The sequence below is a fragment of the Xanthomonas sp. NCPPB 2632 genome (assembly GCF_041228075.2).
In the GTDB taxonomy this organism is placed as follows: Bacteria; Pseudomonadota; Gammaproteobacteria; order Xanthomonadales; family Rhodanobacteraceae; genus Luteibacter.
Window position 1 is genome coordinate 4,102,636 of the sequence record NZ_CM192979.1, and the last position, 16,209, is coordinate 4,118,844.

Below are 16,209 nucleotides of genomic sequence, written 5' to 3' on the forward strand. Positions count from 1 at the left end.
CGCCGTCACCTGCTCCCCGCCCATGCATATCGTCGTCAACGAAGAACTCAAGGCCTATATCGACCCGCTGTCCGCGGACGAGTACGAGGCGCTGGAGCGCAGCCTGCTCGCCGAGGGCTGCCGCGATGCGCTGGTGCTCTGGGGCGACACCCTGGTCGATGGCCACAACCGGTACGGCATCTGCCGGAAGCACGATATCCCGTTCAACACCGTGCAGCACGACCGTTTCCAGTCCATCGACGACGTGCACCTGTGGATGATCGAGCAGCACCTGGGCCGACGCAGCGTCTCGGATTTCCAGCGCGGCGTGCTGGCCCTGCGCAAGCGGGAGATCCTGGCCGAGCGCCGGGCACGCGCCGCCGCCAACGGCGGCGAGGACGCCCCGGATGTACCGTTCGACACCGAGGGCGCGCAGCCCGCGATGGCGAAGCCGGCCCGGGTCAATCCGAACGACAGCCGCAAGGAAATCGCCCGCGAGGCGCGGATCAGCAGCAACCAGGTCGGCATGATCGAGAAGATCCGCAAGGAGGCCGCTCCCGAGGTGGTCGCCGCGGTGAAGGCGGGCTCGCTGTCGATCAGCGCCGCGGCGGCGGTGGCCACCCTGCCCGAGGACGAGCAGCGTGCGGCGGCCACCGGCGGCGATGCCGAACTCAAGCAGGCCGCCAAGCGGGTGCGCGAGTCCAAGCGCAAGCCGCGCGAGAAACCGAGCGACGACGTGCTGGCGCTGCGCGAGCAGGTGGCCGACCTGGAAGCGGAGAACCGCAACCTGCGCCGCGAGATCGACACGCTGCGCGCCCGGCTGGGCGAAAGCGTGGCCGTGGACAACGACGAGGAGCCGGCGGAGTAAGGTGGGCGCAAGGGCCGGGGAACTAGCATCGGCCCGTGGCGATCAAAGCCCGGTACACCGGACGCCGCCCCAGACGTTCGCAGGCACCACCCCCGGAGTGTGTCCCCGCATGAAACCGTTCCTCGCCCTCGTCGCCCTCTCCCTCGCCGCCACGGCCACCATGGCGCAGGACACCCCCCGGCCGCTCAACCTGCGGCTGCCAGCGGATTACACCCCGGCCCCCGCCAGCACCGCGCCCGCCCCGGCGAAAGCCAGCGACGCGGGCGTCGCCGCCGATCCCAAGGCGCCCGCGGTCGCGCCCAAGAACGGCGGCGGCAACGTCGCCATCACCTCGTCACGCCCGCTCGATCCGCCCGGCACCTACTACGGCGACACCTCGGGCCGCATGACCGGCGTGGACGGCGACGATGGCAGCCCCCGCTGCGACGATGCGTCCTACAACACGCCTCAGGTGCACGGCAGCGTCAGCACTGGCGTGGTCAGCGCCAGCCATGGCGGCAGCGGAAGTTATCAGGCCGGCGCGGTCAGCCTCAGCCAGGCGTTCGGCAGTTGCGAGCACCCGAGCGGCGGCGTGAGCATTTCGGTGGGCGCGGGGCAAGGGCACTTCGGCGGCGGTCGCATCCGCTGATCGCCTAGGCGTCCGCGGCGGCCTGCGCATAGCGCCGTTGCACCTCGACGAACCGCTGCGTGGACCGGGCCAGCCTGTCCACCTCGTCGATCACGCGCTGGCCATCGGCACGGGCATCGATCATCAGCGCGATGTCACCACAGACATGATCGGTACCCGGCACACCCAGGTTGGCCAGCACGTTGCGCAGCGCGTGAATGGCCTCCGAGGCTGCCGCCACGTCGTGTGAGCCGACCGCAGCCTTCAGCGCCCTGCAGTGGTCGTCCGCCGTTCGCGCGCACAGGTCCACGAACGCCCTGAACTCGTCGAGGCTGGTCAGTGCGCGCATCTCGTCCAGCGGCGTCGTCATGGCGCGCCCAGCCGGCAGTCCCATGGCGGGCTGCCAATGACGCGCGGCATCGTCGAGCAGGCGCTCCTCGGCGATCGATTCGATGACGTCGAGCAGACGCTGCGCAGCGATCGGCTTGGTCAGGTAGGCACGCGCACCCGCCTTGAAGGCGATGCGCACGGCGTCGTGGCTGGAGTCGGCACTGAGCATGACGATGGGGGGCATCGCCTGGGTGCGTCGGGCCACCTCGATCCGGCCCAGCACGTCCCAGCCCGAACTGCCGGGCATGTGCAGGTCCATGAAGATCAGGTCGAAGGTCTCGCCGGACAGGCGCTCCAGGGCTTCGTCGCCGCTGGCGCAGAAGGTCGACACGTGGCCTGCACGGTCGAGGATGCGGCCGACGATCTCGCGGTTGGCGGCGTTGTCGTCCACCACCAGGCAACGCTGGGAGGCCACCCGGCCGCGATGCTCGTCCAGCATGTCCACCAGCGGTGTCTCGGTGGCGCTGCGAGCGCCGGCGTTCGCACGGCTCAACGGAAAGCGCCAGCCGAAGATGGTGCCACCCAGCGGGTTGTCGACCACCTCCAGCGACCCGCCCATCTGCTCCGACACGTTGCGCACGATATACAGGCCCAGGCCCACGCCCTCCTGGCGGCGGCTTTCACCGCCACTGAGCTGGTGGAAGGGATCGAAGACGCGCTGCTTGTCGGCATCGGCAATGCCGATACCGGTGTCGGTCACGGTGCAGACGATGGAGGGGTCCTGCCCTGCCACGCCGTCGCGCAGCTCGATGCGCACATCCACGCAACCGCCGGGCGGCGTGAATTTCACGGCGTTGGAGGCCAGGTTGGACAGCACCTGCTCGATGCGGCCCGGGTCACCGACGAACACGCCCTCCACCGAGGCATCGCGCGCCACGCTGAAGGCGACCCGCTTTTCCGCGGCATAGGGCCGGCACACGGCGCCCACCGTAGCCAGCACCTCATCGAAGCCGAACGCCTGGTGACGCAGGTTGAAGCTGCCACCGGCGAAGGAGGCGACATCCAGCACCGCGTTGACCCGATGCAGCAGGGCGTTGGCGTTGGTCGCCAGCAACGCGACCAGTCGACGCTGGTCGTCGCTCATCACGGCGGTGTCGATCAGCGACGCGGAGTGGATCACGGTGCTCAGCGGCGTACGCATCTCGTGGCTCATCATCGAGATGAAACGATGCTGGGCCTCGCGCGAGGCGATCGCCTCGGCCGACACTTCCCGCAAGGCGTACATCATCCGGTACAGCATCATCGGCAGCACGATGACCAGCGCCATGGCATACAAGGCATAAGCCGGCCGCGCCAGCCAGTAACCTTCGGGGGCGACCACCGCGAGGATGACCACCGAGGCGACCACGCTGGCCAGGAACGCCCGGCGGCTGTAGCGCACGCCCACGGCCACGGAGAGGAACGGCAGCACCACGGTCACGGTGATCGCCAGCATGAACGCGGCCTTGAGCAGCAAGGCCACGATGGCGAAATTGGCGGCGTTGCCCACGGCATCCACCACGGGCGTCTCGCACGGTGTGCCCGCCCGCACGAACAACATCCAGAACGTACTGAGGACGAACAGCACCACGGCGACCGGCACCACGTGGTGCGATTCGCTGGCCATGGGCAGGGGGCCGTGCAGCCAGGCCGCGCTCCATACCACGATGAAGCCGAGGATGACCGAGCGCATCAAGGAGACGTGGTATTCGCTGAAACTGGCGACGATGCGGTCGATACGCGGGTTGCGCAGGCGCTTGGCGACTTCGCTGAGCGTCACCGGCTCGACGCGCTTACCGCTACCGCCGTCGATCTTCATGCCAGTTGAACCTGCGACTTCCCCGTTAACTGCCTAGTCTAGGGTCTTGGACGCCGCTGGCAAGTGCGGGTTGCGAATTCACCTTCGTGAACACGAATGGGTCGGCACTTACGTAGTTCGCTTCACCGGCGTCTTCCTGGCGGCCCGCTTCCTCGGCGCCCGGGTCGACCACGCCGCCCATACTGGCGCGTGGTCGCTCGCCTTGGGCAGGTCCCTCACCCACCGGTCCACCCCCGATGCCGTGAGGCGAGCCGCCAGATCCGGTGAGAGGAGCAGATGGTCGATGCGCAATCCGCGATCGCGCGGCCAGTGCTGGCGGAAATAGTCCCAGAACGTATAGATCGTCTCGTCCGGATGCGTGTGGCGCAACGCGTCCGTCCAGCCCTGGTCGAGCAGCCGCTGGAACGCTTCCCGGCTTTCGGGCTGCATCAGGGCATCGCGTCGCCAGTGGGTGGGCTCGTAGATATCGGCATCCGTGGGCACGACGTTGTAATCGCCCGCGAGGACCACCGGGTGGCCCGTGGCGAGCAAGCCGGCCGCGTGGCGAATGAAGCGTTCGAACCAGGCCAGCTTGTAGTCGAACTTCGGCCCCGGTCGCGGATTGCCGTTGGGCAGGTAGAGGCAGCCGACCAGCACGCCATGCACGGCGGCCTCGAGATAGCGGCTTTGCACGTCGCGCTTGTCGCCCGGCAGGCCCCGGCGGCTTTCCACCGGGTCCGCACCACGGGCAAGGATGGCCACGCCGTTCCAGGCGGACTGCCCCGCCCACAGGGCACCGTAACCCGCGTCGTTGATCGCATCCACGGGAAAGGCCTTGTCCGTGGCCTTCAGTTCCTGCAGGCACACGATGTCCGGGCTTTCCTTGCCAAGCCACTCCAGCAGATGGGGCAGGCGTGAACGGATGCCGTTGATGTTGAAGGTTGCGATCTTCATGCGGAGGAAATGTGGGGAACCGAGGGTGGAAGTCGGGTGACGAAAAACTTTTTTCTTACGTCTTCACATCACGGTTCGGCGCCGGTTTCGCAAGTTATATCGACAGCATAAAACTACCCAAATACCCATAGTTACATCATTTTCTGCTGCGACGCGTCAAAGGGTTTGGCCGGCTGGACGGCCATCGCGGCATGCTGCGCGGCGTCTGGACAAGTCCCATGGCCTCATGTACATCTGCCTCCAGAGCCCATTTGGATCGTGATAAATGGGCATGTCGCGACGGAGTGCGGGGAGGAGCGTGCAGCTCCGGATGCAGCGACCGGTCGGGGGACCTGGCATCGTCGTGAACCCCCGCATCGCCGTCGGAAATCACGGGCATCATTTCGGGGAAGTCATGAAGAACCACTTTTTCTTACGCAGGAGCGCGCTCGCGCTTGCCGTGTGCACCGGCCTCGGCGCCGGCTCCGGCGCCTACGCGCAGTCCACCACCGGCAGCATCAACGGCAGCGTGCCCGCAGGCGCCAACGAGACCGTGGTGGTCGAAAGCGGCACCGGCTTCCGTCGCGAAGTGGCGGTGGATGCGCGCGGTCGCTACGCGGTCAACCAGATTCCGCTAGGCACCTACACCGTTACGCTGATGCGTGACGGCAAGGCGGTGGACTCGCGCAAGGACGTGACCCTGCGCGTGGGCGCCAGCAGCGATGTGTCGTTCAACGCACCGGCGGCCGCCTCGGCCACCGCAGCGGATGCCACCAGCCTCGGCGGTGTCACCGTGACCGGCACGGCGCTGCCCAGCATCGACGTCACCACCGTCGATTCCCGCACCGTGGTGACCGCCGAGCAGCTGGCCAAGCTGCCCTTGGGCCGCAATGCAGAGGCCATTGCGCGGCTCGCCCCGGGCGTGGTCAACAACGGCGCCAACTTCCAGAGCGATACCGGTCGTTCGGTAGCCAGCTTCGGCGGCGCCGCGTCCAACGAAAACGCGTATTACGTCAACGGTTTCAACACCACCGACCCGCTCAACGCGCTGGGCGGCCTGCAGCTGCCGTACGGCGCCGTGGACCAGCAGGAGGTGTATACCGGCGGTTACAGCGCGCAGTACGGACGTTCCGACGGCGGCGTGATCAACCAGGTGGGCAAGCGCGGCACCAACGAGTGGCACTACGGCGCGCAGGTGCTGTGGGAACCCAACTGGGCGCGCGCTTCCGGCCCGGACCTGCATTACGCGCGCACGCCGGCCTCGGCACCCGCGGGCGACCTCTACCAGCCCAAGAGCCAGAACGACAAATGGGTAACCACGGTCAGTGCCTATGCGGGCGGCCCGTTGATCAAGGACAAGCTGTTCTTCTTCGTGGCTGGCGAGTTCGAGAAGCAGGGCTACCGCAACGTCAACTCCGTGGGCACCAGCACGCCGGCCTCGACCAACAACTACAGCAACCCGCGCTGGTACACCAAGCTGGACTGGAACATCAACGAGAGCAACATCCTCGAACTGACCAGCGCCGGCGACAAGCGCGAGGGCTCGGGCACCCGCTATGCCTATAACTACGCGGACCGCTCGCGCACCGGCTCCATCGGCCCCGTGAACGACACCAAGACCGGCGGCGATTTCTGGGTCGCCAAGTACACCGGCTATCTGACGGACAACCTGACCGTCAGCGCCACGTACGGCAAGATGACCTCGAAGAACTACGAGCAACCGGGCGACTACGATCCGAACCTGGCGCGCGTGGACAACGCCGCCGCACAGAACCCGGCACTCAACGGCGGCAACCTGATCCAGAATAACCAGGTAGGCGACATCAGCTCGCCCGACCGCGGCAACAAGACCAACAACCTGCGCTTCGATGTCACCTATGTGGCGGGCGACCACACCCTCTCGGTGGGTATCGACAACGTCAAGTCCCAGGTGCTGGATTTCGGGACGGTCAGCCCGGGTCCCGGTTATTCCTGGACCTACGACCAGACCACCGATCCCCTGGCGCCCATCGACAACCATGCGGGGCGCAACTTCGTGCCCGCACCCGGCCTGTTCCCGAATGGCCAGGACGGTTACTACGTGCACCGCGACATCAACATCAACCTGTCCAACGTGCGCTCGGACCAGAAGGCCCAGTACATCGAGGACAAGTGGAAGATCACCGATCGCTGGCTGCTGTCCCTGGGCGTGCGCAACGACCAGTTCACCGACTACAACCCGTCAGGCCAGGCGTTCATCACGCAGACCCGTCCGCAGTGGGCACCACGCATCGGCGCGTCATGGGACGTGAATGGCGACGGCAGCTTCAAGGTCTACGCCAACGCCGGCCGCTACTACCTCGGCCTGCCGCTCAATCCCGCTACCGGCGCCGCCGCCGGTTACACGGCCACGCAGCAGTACTACACCTACGCCGGGATCAATCCGGTGGACGGCACGCCCACGGGCCTCACTCCCTTCAGCGGCGTGGTCTCGGGCAACAACTCCTACGGCATCCCGCCGGACCCACGCACGGTGGCCGGCAAGGGCCTGAAGGCCGAGAACCAGGACGAGTACATCCTCGGCTTCGACAAGACGCTGGGTGAAAACTGGACCTACGGCTCCAAGCTGACCTGGCGCAAGCTCAACACGGTGATCGACGACTTCTGCGACATCGATCTGGTCACGGCCAAGGCCAACGCGCTGGGCTACACCGTCGGCTCGACCAACAGCTGCTACCTGGTCAACGGCGGCCACGGCAACACCTTCACCTTGCTGGATGGTGGCGGCAACGCGTTCGAAGTGCCGCTCAGCCGCAAGGAAATGGGCATGCCGTCCACCAAGCGCCGCTATTACAGCGCCGAGCTCTACATGGAGCACGCGTTCGACGGTGTGTGGTACGGCAAGTTCGACTACGTGTTCTCGCGCTCGTACGGCAACACCGAAGGCCAGGCACGCACCGACTCGCGCCAGTCCGGCGCCGCCGGCAGCATGGACTGGGACAACCGTTACGTCATGGAGTTCGCCAACGGCGACCTGGGCAACGACCATCCGCACGTGTTCAAGGCGTACGGTTACTGGCAGTTCGCTCCCGAGTGGCAGTTGTCGGGCAACCTCCAGGCCGCCAGTGGCGCGCCGGAAGTGTGCCTGGGTTACTTCGGCGGTGACGATCCGGATCCGGCGCACTACAACAGCGCCTACCACTACTGCGATGGCCAGCCGTCGCCCCCGGGCAAGCAGGGTCGCCTGCCGTGGACGTTCCAGGTGGATCTTGGCGTGACCTACCGGCCGGAGTGGGCCGGCAAGCGCCTAGCGTTCTCGGCCAACGTGTTCAACGTGCTGAACCAACAGCGCCCGATCTACCGCTTCCCGACCAAGTACTCCGCGCCGGGCACGCTCAACACGATCTACCGCGTGCCGATCTACACGCAGGACCCGCGCTACGCCCGTCTTGCCGTGAGCTACGACTTCTAGACCCCGATCCCTGTGTGACGCTTGCGCCCCCTTCCCCGGACACCGGCTACTCCCCAGCCGGTGCCCGGGGAACCGGGCGCTCTTTTTTTTGGCGCGTCGCCGCTATGGGTGTGCCGAAGACGCCGTCAGCGCAACTCGCCCGAGGCGGCCACCACCATCTCGATGTAACCGAGAATCTCCGGGATAGAGAGATCGAAGACGCCAGCGTCGCCGTTGTCGTAGGCCTGACGCCAGACGGCATAGCCGTCGCGCCAGCTTTCGTCCTCGTCGGCGGGGCCGACGAGATCGAGCAGACTGGTCTCGAGGGTAGTGCGGGACACCGCGGCGTGGTTCATCGCCGGCTGCACGCCGCCCTCGATGCGGTGGTTGCGCAGCTTCACGCCGAGGATGGAGATGTGAAACACCTCGCCGTCCTCGGGCTCCTGGTCGATCCGGCGGATGGCCACGCGGGAGGCTTCCTCGCCCGGTCGGGCACGGTAGGTCCAGGCCTGGCCGGGGGCATAGGCGGGTTTGGTCACGGTGGTTCCTGGGTCGCCTGATGTTCCGGCATCTTAGCGGATGCCGTATCCTTGCAGGTTCGGGTGCGCACCCACAGGTGGGGTAAGGCGCCTCGCGCCAGGCAACGCGGCCCCGGTGGCCGCTTCCCCAGCCAGCACACCCTTCTTCCGTCTTTACCGAGGTTCAGCACACCATGGTGGCACTGGCGACCGAGCACGTCATCGACGTGCATCACTGGAACGACACCCTTTTCAGTTTCCGCACCACCCGCGACCCGGGCTTCCGTTTCGAGAGCGGGCATTTCGTGATGATCGGCCTGGAAGTGGACGGGCGCCCGCTCATGCGCGCCTATTCCATCGCCAGCGCGCATTACGAGGAGCACCTGGAGTTCTTCAGCATCAAGGTGCAGGACGGCCCGCTCACCTCCCGGCTGCAGCACCTGAAGCCGGGCGATCCGGTGATCGTGAGCCGCAAGCCCACCGGCACGCTGGTGCTCAACGACCTCAAGCCGGGCAAGCGCCTCTACCTGCTGGGCACCGGCACCGGGCTGGCCCCGTTCATGTCGATCATCCGCGACCCGGAAACCTACGACCGCTTCGACACCATCGTCCTGGCCCACGGCGTGCGTCACGTGAACGACCTGGCCTACTCGGACTACATCGAGAACGAGCTGCCGAAGCACGAGTACCTGGGCGACCTGGTGCGCGAGAAGCTGGTCTATTACCCCACCGTCACGCGTGAGGACTTCCGCAACCGCGGGCGCATCACCGATGCCATCGCCGACGGCGAGCTGTCCCGGGCCACCGGCCTGCCCCAGCTCAACCCCGCCGAGGATCGCGTCATGCTCTGCGGCAGTCCGTCGATGCTGGACGATATCTGCGTGCTGCTGGATGGCGAAGGTTTCCAGGCCTCGCCGCGCACCCGCGAGCCGGGCGATTACGTCATCGAGCGCGCCTTCGTCGAGAAGTAGGCCTCAGCGGCGTATGCGCCCCTGCCCCTCGTTGTCCCAGTAGCCGAAGATCCGCCGCGCGATCAGCTTGTACAGCCGCTTGCCGGTGGCACGCCACAACCGGGAGTGCGGTGCCGGGCGGGACAGGATCGCCTGCTGACGAACGGAGAGGCGATCGGGCGCGTAGGTGCGCTTGTGCTTGAGCAGGTGGCGCAGGTCTTCCCGCGCCAGCAGGCGGAACAGGCGACCGCGGCGGCCGCGGGTCCAGGCGATCTGGAAATCCACCAGGCCCGGCGTGCCGTCCTCGCGCAGTAGCCAGTTCGGCTCCTTGGCCAGGTCGTTATGGACGATGCCGCGACGGTGCAGCACGCTGAGCAGGCGCAGGGCCTGGCGGTAATACGCCGGGTCCCGCGGTTGCCCCAGCTGCATCGGCTGGCCGGCCATGTAGCTGCGCTCCAGCACACGGCCGTTCCAGGCCAGCAGGCGCGGCACGCCGTCGATGCCCTCCAGCCGAGCCAGCGCGCGCGCCTCGCGCGCGGCCGCGCGGCGTGCAAAGCCCCGTGCCCACCAGCGTGCGGAGGCGATGTCGCGGCGGATCACCATCACGCCATCGCGCTCCACGCGCTCGATGCGGCCAAGCTCGTCGGCCTTGAGCAGGGTCACGTTTTCGGTTGTCGCGTCGGGCACGCAGGTCCTTCGATTCGTTGACGCGCTCTGCGCCGGGCGCCAGCTACGCTAGGATGATGATTCTCGCAGGGAGAGGACACCCCATGTTGTCGCGACACATCCTGTCGCTGGTTCTCGCCGTCGGTATGCTGGGCGCATGCCACGACGACGCGAATCCGTCGACCGGCGGGGAGACGCCTCGTTCCGCAAAGGCCACCGCCGCCAAGGATACCGAATCCGGCGAGGAAGGCCTCTATACGGTGGAAGTGAAGCTGCCCGCGCTGCCGCCCGCGGCCGCCCCGTTGCGCGCCACCCTGGAGCGCTACGTGGACCGGCAGCGCCGTGCCTTCCTGGAAAGCCTGGATGCGCCGGGCGCGCGTGAGCAGGCCCGCGAACTGCCGTGGGACCTCAACCTGGACATCGCCGTGGCGTCGCACACGGACCGCTTCATCAACGTGCAGGTGGACGGCTCCGCCTTTACCGGCGGCGCACATCCCGCGCCGATCGTCGACAGCTTCACCTACGACCTGCGCAAGCAGCGCGTCGTCGGCATCGTCGAGCTGTTCGCCGATGCGCACGCGGCCGAGGGCGCCTTCGCCACCGAGGCACGTCGCCAGTTGCTGACCGCGCTGGACGACCAGGACGACCCGCTGTCCTCGGACAGCCGGCAGATCGATGAAGGCACCACGCCGGGCAAGGACCACTACCGCGTGTTCGGGCTGCTCACCGGCCCGGACGACAAGGTGCACGGCCTGACCTTTATCTTCCCGCCCTACCAGGTAGCGCCCTACGCCGCGGGGCCGCAGGCCGTGGATGTGCCCAGCGAGGCGTTCCGTGCCTTCCTCAAACCCGAATACCGCGAGGCCTTCCACTGATGGACCTGTTTCTCTACCTGCTGGCGGCGGCCCTGATCGTCGGCGGCATCGCCGGGGCGATCCTGCCGATGCTGCCCGGCATCCCGATGATCTTCGGCGGCATCTGGCTCGCGGCCGCCGTGGACGAATACCGGCACCTGGGCTGGGGCTGGCTGCTGGCCATCGGCATCGTCGGTGCCGTCGGCATCGCGCTGGACTTCATCTCGGCCTCGCTGGGGGCGAAGAAGATCGGCGCCAGCCCGCGCGCCCTTTGGGGCGCGGGCATCGGTACCACCATCGGCATGTTCTTCGGCCTGCCCGGCCTGCTGCTGGGGCCGTTCCTGGGCGCGGTGGCGGGCGAGTTGTGGTCGGGCAAGAGCGTGCTGCGCTCCGCGCACGTGGGCGTCAGCACCTGGTTCGGCATGTTGCTGGGCATCGTCGCCAAGGCGGTGCTGTCCTTCCTCATGCTCGGCATGGCCGCGCTGGCACTGCTCTTCAGCTAGCCACGTCGATCGGCCCATTGGCCTGTGCCACCCTCAGCGGCTAGTCTCGGGCCACTCACAGGGGAATCCACGCATGTTCAGACCACTCGCCCTCGCGGCGGCCATCACGTTCGCCGTCGGCGCGCTGCACGCGGAAACGGCACCGCCGGCCTGGATCGCGCGCAGCAATGCCGACGCCCAGCCGCTGCTGGACGTCACCGCGCGCTTCAGTCCGGAATCCGCCACCGACATCGGCATCAAGGGTTACGACGAGAAGATCGTGGACCTGGGTCCGGACGTGGACAAGCGCCAGCGCGCCGCCCTGGTGGAGGTGGCCCGCAAGGTGGACGCCCGGTTGGCCGAGGAGAAAGATCCGAACGTCCGGCAGGACCTGCAGATCCTGGCCAAGCAGGTCGCGGGCAGCATCAAGGGCATCGACCTCGACGAGCAGTACCTCATCCCCTGGTACGACGCCGGCCAGATCGTCTTCAGCGGCGAGTTCTCGCTGTTGAACGAGGAAAGCACGCCCGCGCAGAACAAGGCCGCGCTGGGCCGCCTGAAGTGCTATGTCGGCATGACCCCCGGCTGCACGCCGCTGGTCGACCAGGCCCGCGCGCGCACCACCGAGCGGCTGGGCAACAAGGCCCTGCTGGGCCCGGTCAAGGCCGACGTCGAACAGAAGCTGGGCAACACCCAGCGCTATGTCGACGGCATCCGCAAGCTGTTCGCCGAGAAGAAGATCGCCGGAAGCGACGAGGCCATGAACCGGCTCGATACCCAGCTGAAGGCATACAACGCCTGGGTGAAGGCCACGGTGCTGCCGCGCTCGCGCACGGACTTCCGCCTGCCCGAGCCGTTGTATGCGTACAACCTGGAGCAGGTGGGCCTGGATATCGCCCCGCGCGACCTGATCGGCCGGGCGCAGCTGGAGTTCATGGAAACCACCTATGCGCTGCAGATGCTGGCCCCCGTGGTCGCGAAGGCCGAAGGCATCCCGAACGGCGATTACCGCGACGTGCTCAAGGCGCTGAAGACGAAGCAGCTGCCCAAGGACAAGGTGGAATCGACCTATCACACGGTGCTGGGCAAGATCGAGGACACCATCCGCACGCAGCGCATCGTGGAGCTGCCGAAGCGGCAGATGGCCATGCGCCTGGCGTCGGAGGCGGAGAGCGCGCGCACGCCCGCGCCGCACATGGACCCCCCGCCTTTCATCGACAACACCGGACAGCGCGGCACGTTCGTGCTGACCTCCGGCAACCCGCCGGCCAACGGCGATGCCAGCCAGGCGTACGATGACTTCACCTTCGAGGCCGCCGCCTGGACGCTCACGGCGCACGAAGGACGCCCTGGCCACGAGTTGCAGTTTGCCGCGATGGTGGAACAGGGCGTGTCGCTGACCCGCAGCCTGTTCGCCTTCAACAGCGTGAACGTGGAAGGCTGGGCGCTTTACTCGGAAGCGGAGATGATGCCGTACGAGCCACCGGCCGGTCAGTTCATCGCCTTGCAGTTCCGTCTGCTTCGCGCGGCGCGCGCCTTCCTCGACCCGATGCTCAACCTCGGGCTGGTCTCGCGCGAACGCGCGCACGACATCCTCGTGCACGACGTCGGCCTGTCCGAGCCGATGGCACGACAGGAGCTGGATCGTTACACGCTGAACTCACCGGGCCAGGCCACCGCGTATTTCTACGGCTATACGCGGATCCTGCAATTGCGTGCGGAAACGCAGACCCGGCTGGGCGCGGCGTTCGACCGCAAGGCGTTCAACGATTTCCTGATCGCCCAGGGCCTGTTGCCGCCCGACCTGCTGGCCGAAGCGGTGCGCACCCGGTTCATGCCCGGAACGGCGGGGACGAAGAACGCCGCGACACCGAAGCCCGCCGCGTCGCCCTGACGCGGCCGGGACATCGGCATACCCGCCCTGATCACCGCCGCGCACCTCAGGGCGTGGCGGGACCGCGCGGGATGACGTACAGCAGGATGGCGAAGAAGTGCAGCACGCTGCCGGCCAGCACGAACACATGCCAGATGGCGTGGTGGTAAGGCATCTTGCGCGCGACGTAGAACGGCACGCCGCCGGTATAAGCCAGCCCACCGGCCAGGAGCAACAACAGACCGCCCGTGGGCACGCTCTCGCGGAGTGGCTGGATCGCCACGGCCGCCACCCAGCCCATGCCCACGTACATGATCACCGCCGCCTTGCGGTAGCGCTTGAGCATGCCGAGCTCGGCCAGGCTACCGAGGATCGCCAGCGTCCAGATGGTGGAGAACAGCCCCCAGCGCCACGCGCCGTGCAGCGCCAATAGCGTGAAGGGCGTATAGGTGCCCGCGATCAGCAGGAAGATGGCGATGTGGTCGCACGTGCGCAGGACCCGCTTCGCGCTCGCACCGGGGACGGAGTGATACAACGTGGACGCGGCGTACAGCAGGATCAGCGTGCCGCCAAACACCGAACTGGCCACGACGGTGCGCGCGTCGCCGTACATGGCCGAGTACGCCACGAGCACGGCAAGTCCGGCAATGCTCAGCACGAGACCGATCCCGTGGATCACGCTGCTGGCGACTTCTTCTCCGAGGGGATAGCGCGGTTCTGCGCTGTCGAAAGACATGGGCTTTTCCGGAATAAGTCGAACGCCGAGGGTAACCGATCCGGCAAGCCGTTGAGAAACGTTCGCATTGCCGCAGGATTTTGCCCGATTGACCGGAGCGCCCCTCCCGTTGTTTTATGGGGCATGACTCTCGAACTGCTCGTGCATATCGCCCGTCTGCCGCCCCAGGGCGCCGGCTTGCGCGCCGCCCTCGCCCTGGCATCGCGCCTGGGCGCCCGGCTGGACGCACTGCATGTGGTGGACCTGCCCGCCGCCGCGTTCACCGTGCCCGAAGCCGTGCCGATGCAACTGGACGCGGTGCGCCAGCGCGCCACGGATGCCCGCGCGGTGGCCGGCGAATGGGCCGGGCTGATGCAAACCGGAGGCCTGCAGGGCAACTGGCGCGTCGGCAACGGCGACACCGTTACCGTGCTGACCCATGCCGCCGCCGGTTACGACCTGCTGGTGATGGAGCGTTCTTCCACCATGCGCGGCGACGCTCCCGTGGGTTTCGGGGTGGTCTCGCGCACGGTGTTCGGCTCCAGCCGTGGCGTGCTGGTGGTGCCCGAAGCGGCTCCCGTACAAACCCTGGGCGAGCACGTGCTGGTGGCCTGGAGCGGCAGCCGCGAAGCGGCCCTGGCCGTCCGCTCGTCGCTGCCGCTGCTGCGCAAGGCCACGCGCGTCACCGTCATCGACGGCAGCCGCGACGAAGATCCGGGCACCTGCGCGCTGCCGCATACCGACATCCGCACCTGGCTGGACACGCATGGCGTGCAGGCCGAGGTCCGCCCGCTCGGCGACGGAGCGGCGTCCGCGCCGGGCCCCGCCCTGCTCGATACCGCGCATGCGGAGAACGCCGACCTGATCGTGATGGGCGCGTGGGGTCGTTCGCGCCTGTCGGAGATGGTGCTGGGCGGCACCACCCGCTACCTGTTCATGCAATCGGACGTACCGATGCTGGTCGCGCACTGAGGGCAGCGCGCCGACGCGTCAGCACTGACCGATTTGGCCGTCCAGACGGCCCTCTTGCAACTTTTCCCAAAGCCTGCCTAACCTGCAACCGGACCCGAACACGATCCCCGCCGGCCATGCCCGGCCGTGTTCCCGACCGCGTTTCACCTTCCCCCACGTTGCAGGAGGTGGCTCATGTCGTTCGCCCGTCCGTCCGTCCTCGCCGGAGTGCATCCGGATACCGTCCGCATCGTCGCGATGAGCGCGGCGATCGCCCTCAACGCCGCCGCACTCGTCGCCGTCATGCGCCCCATGGTGACCAACCTGGCCTCGGCCCCCGTGGCCCAGGAGCCGATCCGCCTGATCGAGCACCTGGTCGAACCCAAACCCGTTCCCGCGCCACCGCCCGTCGCCCTCAAGCCGCTCCCGGTCAAGCCACCCCGGACGGTTACCACCGTGACCCGCCCCATCACCTCCCCGCCCGTGCAGGCGGCCGTGCCCACCGACGAAGGCAGCGCACCGATGGTGCCCGCGGTGCCGACCGTGGCGCCAACCGCCGCCGACGTCCCCAGCGCGCCGGTGGAAGCCACGCTGGCCTATGTCTCGGCGCCCGCGCCGGCCTACCCGCGCATGGCCATCGGCGGCCGCATGCAGGGCACGGTCACCCTGCGCGTGCTGGTGGACGAAGCCGGAAAACCATTGGACGTGGTGATCGAAAGCAGCAGCGGCCACAGCGTCCTGGACAAGGTGGCACGCGACCAGGTGCTGGCGAAGTGGCGGTTCCAGCCGGCCCAGCGCGACGGCCACGCCGTGCAGGCCTGGGCCCGCATCCCGATCACCTTCGACCTGAAGAATCTCTGAGACAAGCGTGCCGCGCAGGCGCCCTCAACGGGGCGCCTGCATTACCACCACGTCGGGCTGGCGGCGAGTACCCCGCGCGATCGCCCAGACGATGAGGGCCAGCACGGCCACCGGCAACAGCACCGGCAGCAGCGCCAGGGCGACCACGGGCGCCACCAGCAGCATGGCGACACCGCCGATCACGGCACCCAGCAGGCTGGCGAACACGCTGAACACGCCGCCGATGACGCCGAAAACCAGCTTCAGCACGGCTCCGACCAGCGCAAAGACCAGCCAGAAGCCGGCGAAAAGGACAACGAGCGAGGTGAGGACGATCATGGCAATGCACTCCGTGACAGGCCGGCCGGTGGGCGGG

15 protein-coding genes are annotated in these 16,209 nt (G+C 67.6%); 9 read left to right on the forward strand and 6 right to left on the reverse strand.

From position 1 onward, the window contains the following. Window positions 1–22 precede the first annotated feature (22 nt). Together AB8808_RS17640 and AB8808_RS17645 are read left to right on the forward strand one after the other, a co-directional pair. Window positions 23–847 carry a plasmid replication/partition related protein gene (locus AB8808_RS17640; protein ID WP_354514934.1) on the forward strand — a complete coding sequence of 275 codons (825 nt, stop codon included), beginning with the start codon at window positions 23–25 and terminating at the stop codon, window positions 845–847. Between the two features lie 109 nt (window positions 848–956). Beyond that, window positions 957–1,475, forward strand: coding sequence for a hypothetical protein (locus AB8808_RS17645; protein WP_354514751.1), 519 nt, complete (start codon window positions 957–959; stop codon window positions 1,473–1,475). Between the two features lie 4 nt (window positions 1,476–1,479). Here the strand turns inward: AB8808_RS17645 and AB8808_RS17650 are convergent, their stop codons facing one another. Then, entirely contained in the window at window positions 1,480–3,642 is a 2,163-nt protein-coding gene (locus AB8808_RS17650; RefSeq protein ID WP_369930855.1) for an ATP-binding response regulator, read from the reverse strand. A gap of 108 nt (window positions 3,643–3,750) precedes the next feature. Next, a complete protein-coding gene (locus AB8808_RS17655; protein WP_369930856.1) occupies window positions 3,751–4,575 on the reverse strand; it encodes an exodeoxyribonuclease III in 825 nt (274 codons plus the stop codon). Between the two features lie 394 nt (window positions 4,576–4,969). On the opposite strand from AB8808_RS17655, the gene AB8808_RS17660 reads away from it, so the two are divergent. Continuing rightward, window positions 4,970–8,005 carry a TonB-dependent receptor gene (locus AB8808_RS17660; protein ID WP_369930857.1) on the forward strand — a complete coding sequence of 1,012 codons (3,036 nt, stop codon included), beginning with the start codon at window positions 4,970–4,972 and terminating at the stop codon, window positions 8,003–8,005. Window positions 8,006–8,130: 125 nt separating this feature from the next. Here AB8808_RS17660 and AB8808_RS17665 read toward each other — a convergent pair whose 3' ends face one another. Further along, the gene (locus AB8808_RS17665; RefSeq protein ID WP_369930858.1) at window positions 8,131–8,523 is read right to left on the reverse strand and encodes a hypothetical protein; all 393 of its coding nucleotides are present in this window, start codon (window positions 8,521–8,523) and stop codon (window positions 8,131–8,133) included. Window positions 8,524–8,696: 173 nt separating this feature from the next. Here AB8808_RS17665 and AB8808_RS17670 point away from each other — a divergent pair, with 173 nt between their 5' ends. Beyond that, window positions 8,697–9,473, forward strand: a complete 777-nt coding sequence (locus tag AB8808_RS17670; protein WP_354514758.1) for a ferredoxin--NADP reductase — start codon at window positions 8,697–8,699, stop codon at window positions 9,471–9,473. Window positions 9,474–9,476: 3 nt separating this feature from the next. Here the strand turns inward: AB8808_RS17670 and AB8808_RS17675 are convergent, their stop codons facing one another. After that, window positions 9,477–10,055 carry an RIO1 family regulatory kinase/ATPase domain-containing protein gene (locus AB8808_RS17675; protein WP_369931285.1) on the reverse strand — a complete coding sequence of 193 codons (579 nt, stop codon included), beginning with the start codon at window positions 10,053–10,055 and terminating at the stop codon, window positions 9,477–9,479. A 167-nt stretch (window positions 10,056–10,222) separates the two neighbouring features. Here AB8808_RS17675 and AB8808_RS17680 point away from each other — a divergent pair, with 167 nt between their 5' ends. From AB8808_RS17680 to AB8808_RS17690, 3 genes are all read left to right on the forward strand, one after another. Next, the gene (locus AB8808_RS17680; protein WP_369930859.1) at window positions 10,223–10,993 is read left to right on the forward strand and encodes a DUF3298 and DUF4163 domain-containing protein; all 771 of its coding nucleotides are present in this window, start codon (window positions 10,223–10,225) and stop codon (window positions 10,991–10,993) included. After that, entirely contained in the window at window positions 10,993–11,475 is a 483-nt protein-coding gene (locus AB8808_RS17685) for a DUF456 domain-containing protein (protein ID WP_036139801.1), read from the forward strand. Before AB8808_RS17680 ends, AB8808_RS17685 begins: the two co-directional genes overlap by 1 nt. Window positions 11,476–11,548: 73 nt before the next feature. Beyond that, complete coding sequence (locus tag AB8808_RS17690; protein WP_369930860.1) at window positions 11,549–13,348, forward strand: DUF885 domain-containing protein; 1,800 nt, start codon at window positions 11,549–11,551, stop codon at window positions 13,346–13,348. Window positions 13,349–13,394: 46 nt separating this feature from the next. On the opposite strand, the gene trhA is transcribed toward AB8808_RS17690, so the two are convergent. Next, complete coding sequence (gene trhA, locus AB8808_RS17695; RefSeq protein ID WP_369930861.1) at window positions 13,395–14,063, reverse strand: PAQR family membrane homeostasis protein TrhA; 669 nt, start codon at window positions 14,061–14,063, stop codon at window positions 13,395–13,397. 123 nt (window positions 14,064–14,186) lie between these two features. On the opposite strand from trhA, the gene AB8808_RS17700 reads away from it, so the two are divergent. Further along, window positions 14,187–15,014, forward strand: coding sequence for a universal stress protein (locus AB8808_RS17700; RefSeq protein ID WP_369930862.1), 828 nt, complete (start codon window positions 14,187–14,189; stop codon window positions 15,012–15,014). Window positions 15,015–15,188: 174 nt separating this feature from the next. Beyond that, window positions 15,189–15,854, forward strand: a complete 666-nt coding sequence (locus AB8808_RS17705) for an energy transducer TonB (RefSeq protein WP_369930864.1) — start codon at window positions 15,189–15,191, stop codon at window positions 15,852–15,854. 24 nt (window positions 15,855–15,878) lie between these two features. On the opposite strand, the gene AB8808_RS17710 is transcribed toward AB8808_RS17705, so the two are convergent. Continuing rightward, window positions 15,879–16,172, reverse strand: coding sequence for a hypothetical protein (locus tag AB8808_RS17710; RefSeq protein ID WP_369930865.1), 294 nt, complete (start codon window positions 16,170–16,172; stop codon window positions 15,879–15,881). Window positions 16,173–16,209: the final 37 nt, after the last annotated feature.

Coding starts and splice junctions, on each gene's coding strand:
- AB8808_RS17640 (WP_354514934.1), top strand. CDS start 23: ATGCATATCGTCGTCAACGAAGAACTCAAGGCCTATATCGACCCGCTG.
- AB8808_RS17645 (WP_354514751.1), top strand. CDS start 957: ATGAAACCGTTCCTCGCCCTCGTCGCCCTCTCCCTCGCCGCCACGGCC.
- AB8808_RS17650 (WP_369930855.1), bottom strand. CDS start 3,642: ATGAAGATCGACGGCGGTAGCGGTAAGCGCGTCGAGCCGGTGACGCTC.
- AB8808_RS17655 (WP_369930856.1), bottom strand. CDS start 4,575: ATGAAGATCGCAACCTTCAACATCAACGGCATCCGTTCACGCCTGCCC.
- AB8808_RS17660 (WP_369930857.1), top strand. CDS start 4,970: ATGAAGAACCACTTTTTCTTACGCAGGAGCGCGCTCGCGCTTGCCGTG.
- AB8808_RS17670 (WP_354514758.1), top strand. CDS start 8,697: ATGGTGGCACTGGCGACCGAGCACGTCATCGACGTGCATCACTGGAAC.
- AB8808_RS17675 (WP_369931285.1), bottom strand. CDS start 10,055: ATGGTGATCCGCCGCGACATCGCCTCCGCACGCTGGTGGGCACGGGGC.
- AB8808_RS17680 (WP_369930859.1), top strand. CDS start 10,223: ATGTTGTCGCGACACATCCTGTCGCTGGTTCTCGCCGTCGGTATGCTG.
- AB8808_RS17685 (WP_036139801.1), top strand. CDS start 10,993: ATGGACCTGTTTCTCTACCTGCTGGCGGCGGCCCTGATCGTCGGCGGC.
- AB8808_RS17690 (WP_369930860.1), top strand. CDS start 11,549: ATGTTCAGACCACTCGCCCTCGCGGCGGCCATCACGTTCGCCGTCGGC.
- trhA (WP_369930861.1), bottom strand. CDS start 14,063: ATGTCTTTCGACAGCGCAGAACCGCGCTATCCCCTCGGAGAAGAAGTC.
- AB8808_RS17700 (WP_369930862.1), top strand. CDS start 14,187: ATGACTCTCGAACTGCTCGTGCATATCGCCCGTCTGCCGCCCCAGGGC.
- AB8808_RS17705 (WP_369930864.1), top strand. CDS start 15,189: ATGTCGTTCGCCCGTCCGTCCGTCCTCGCCGGAGTGCATCCGGATACC.
- AB8808_RS17710 (WP_369930865.1), bottom strand. CDS start 16,172: ATGATCGTCCTCACCTCGCTCGTTGTCCTTTTCGCCGGCTTCTGGCTG.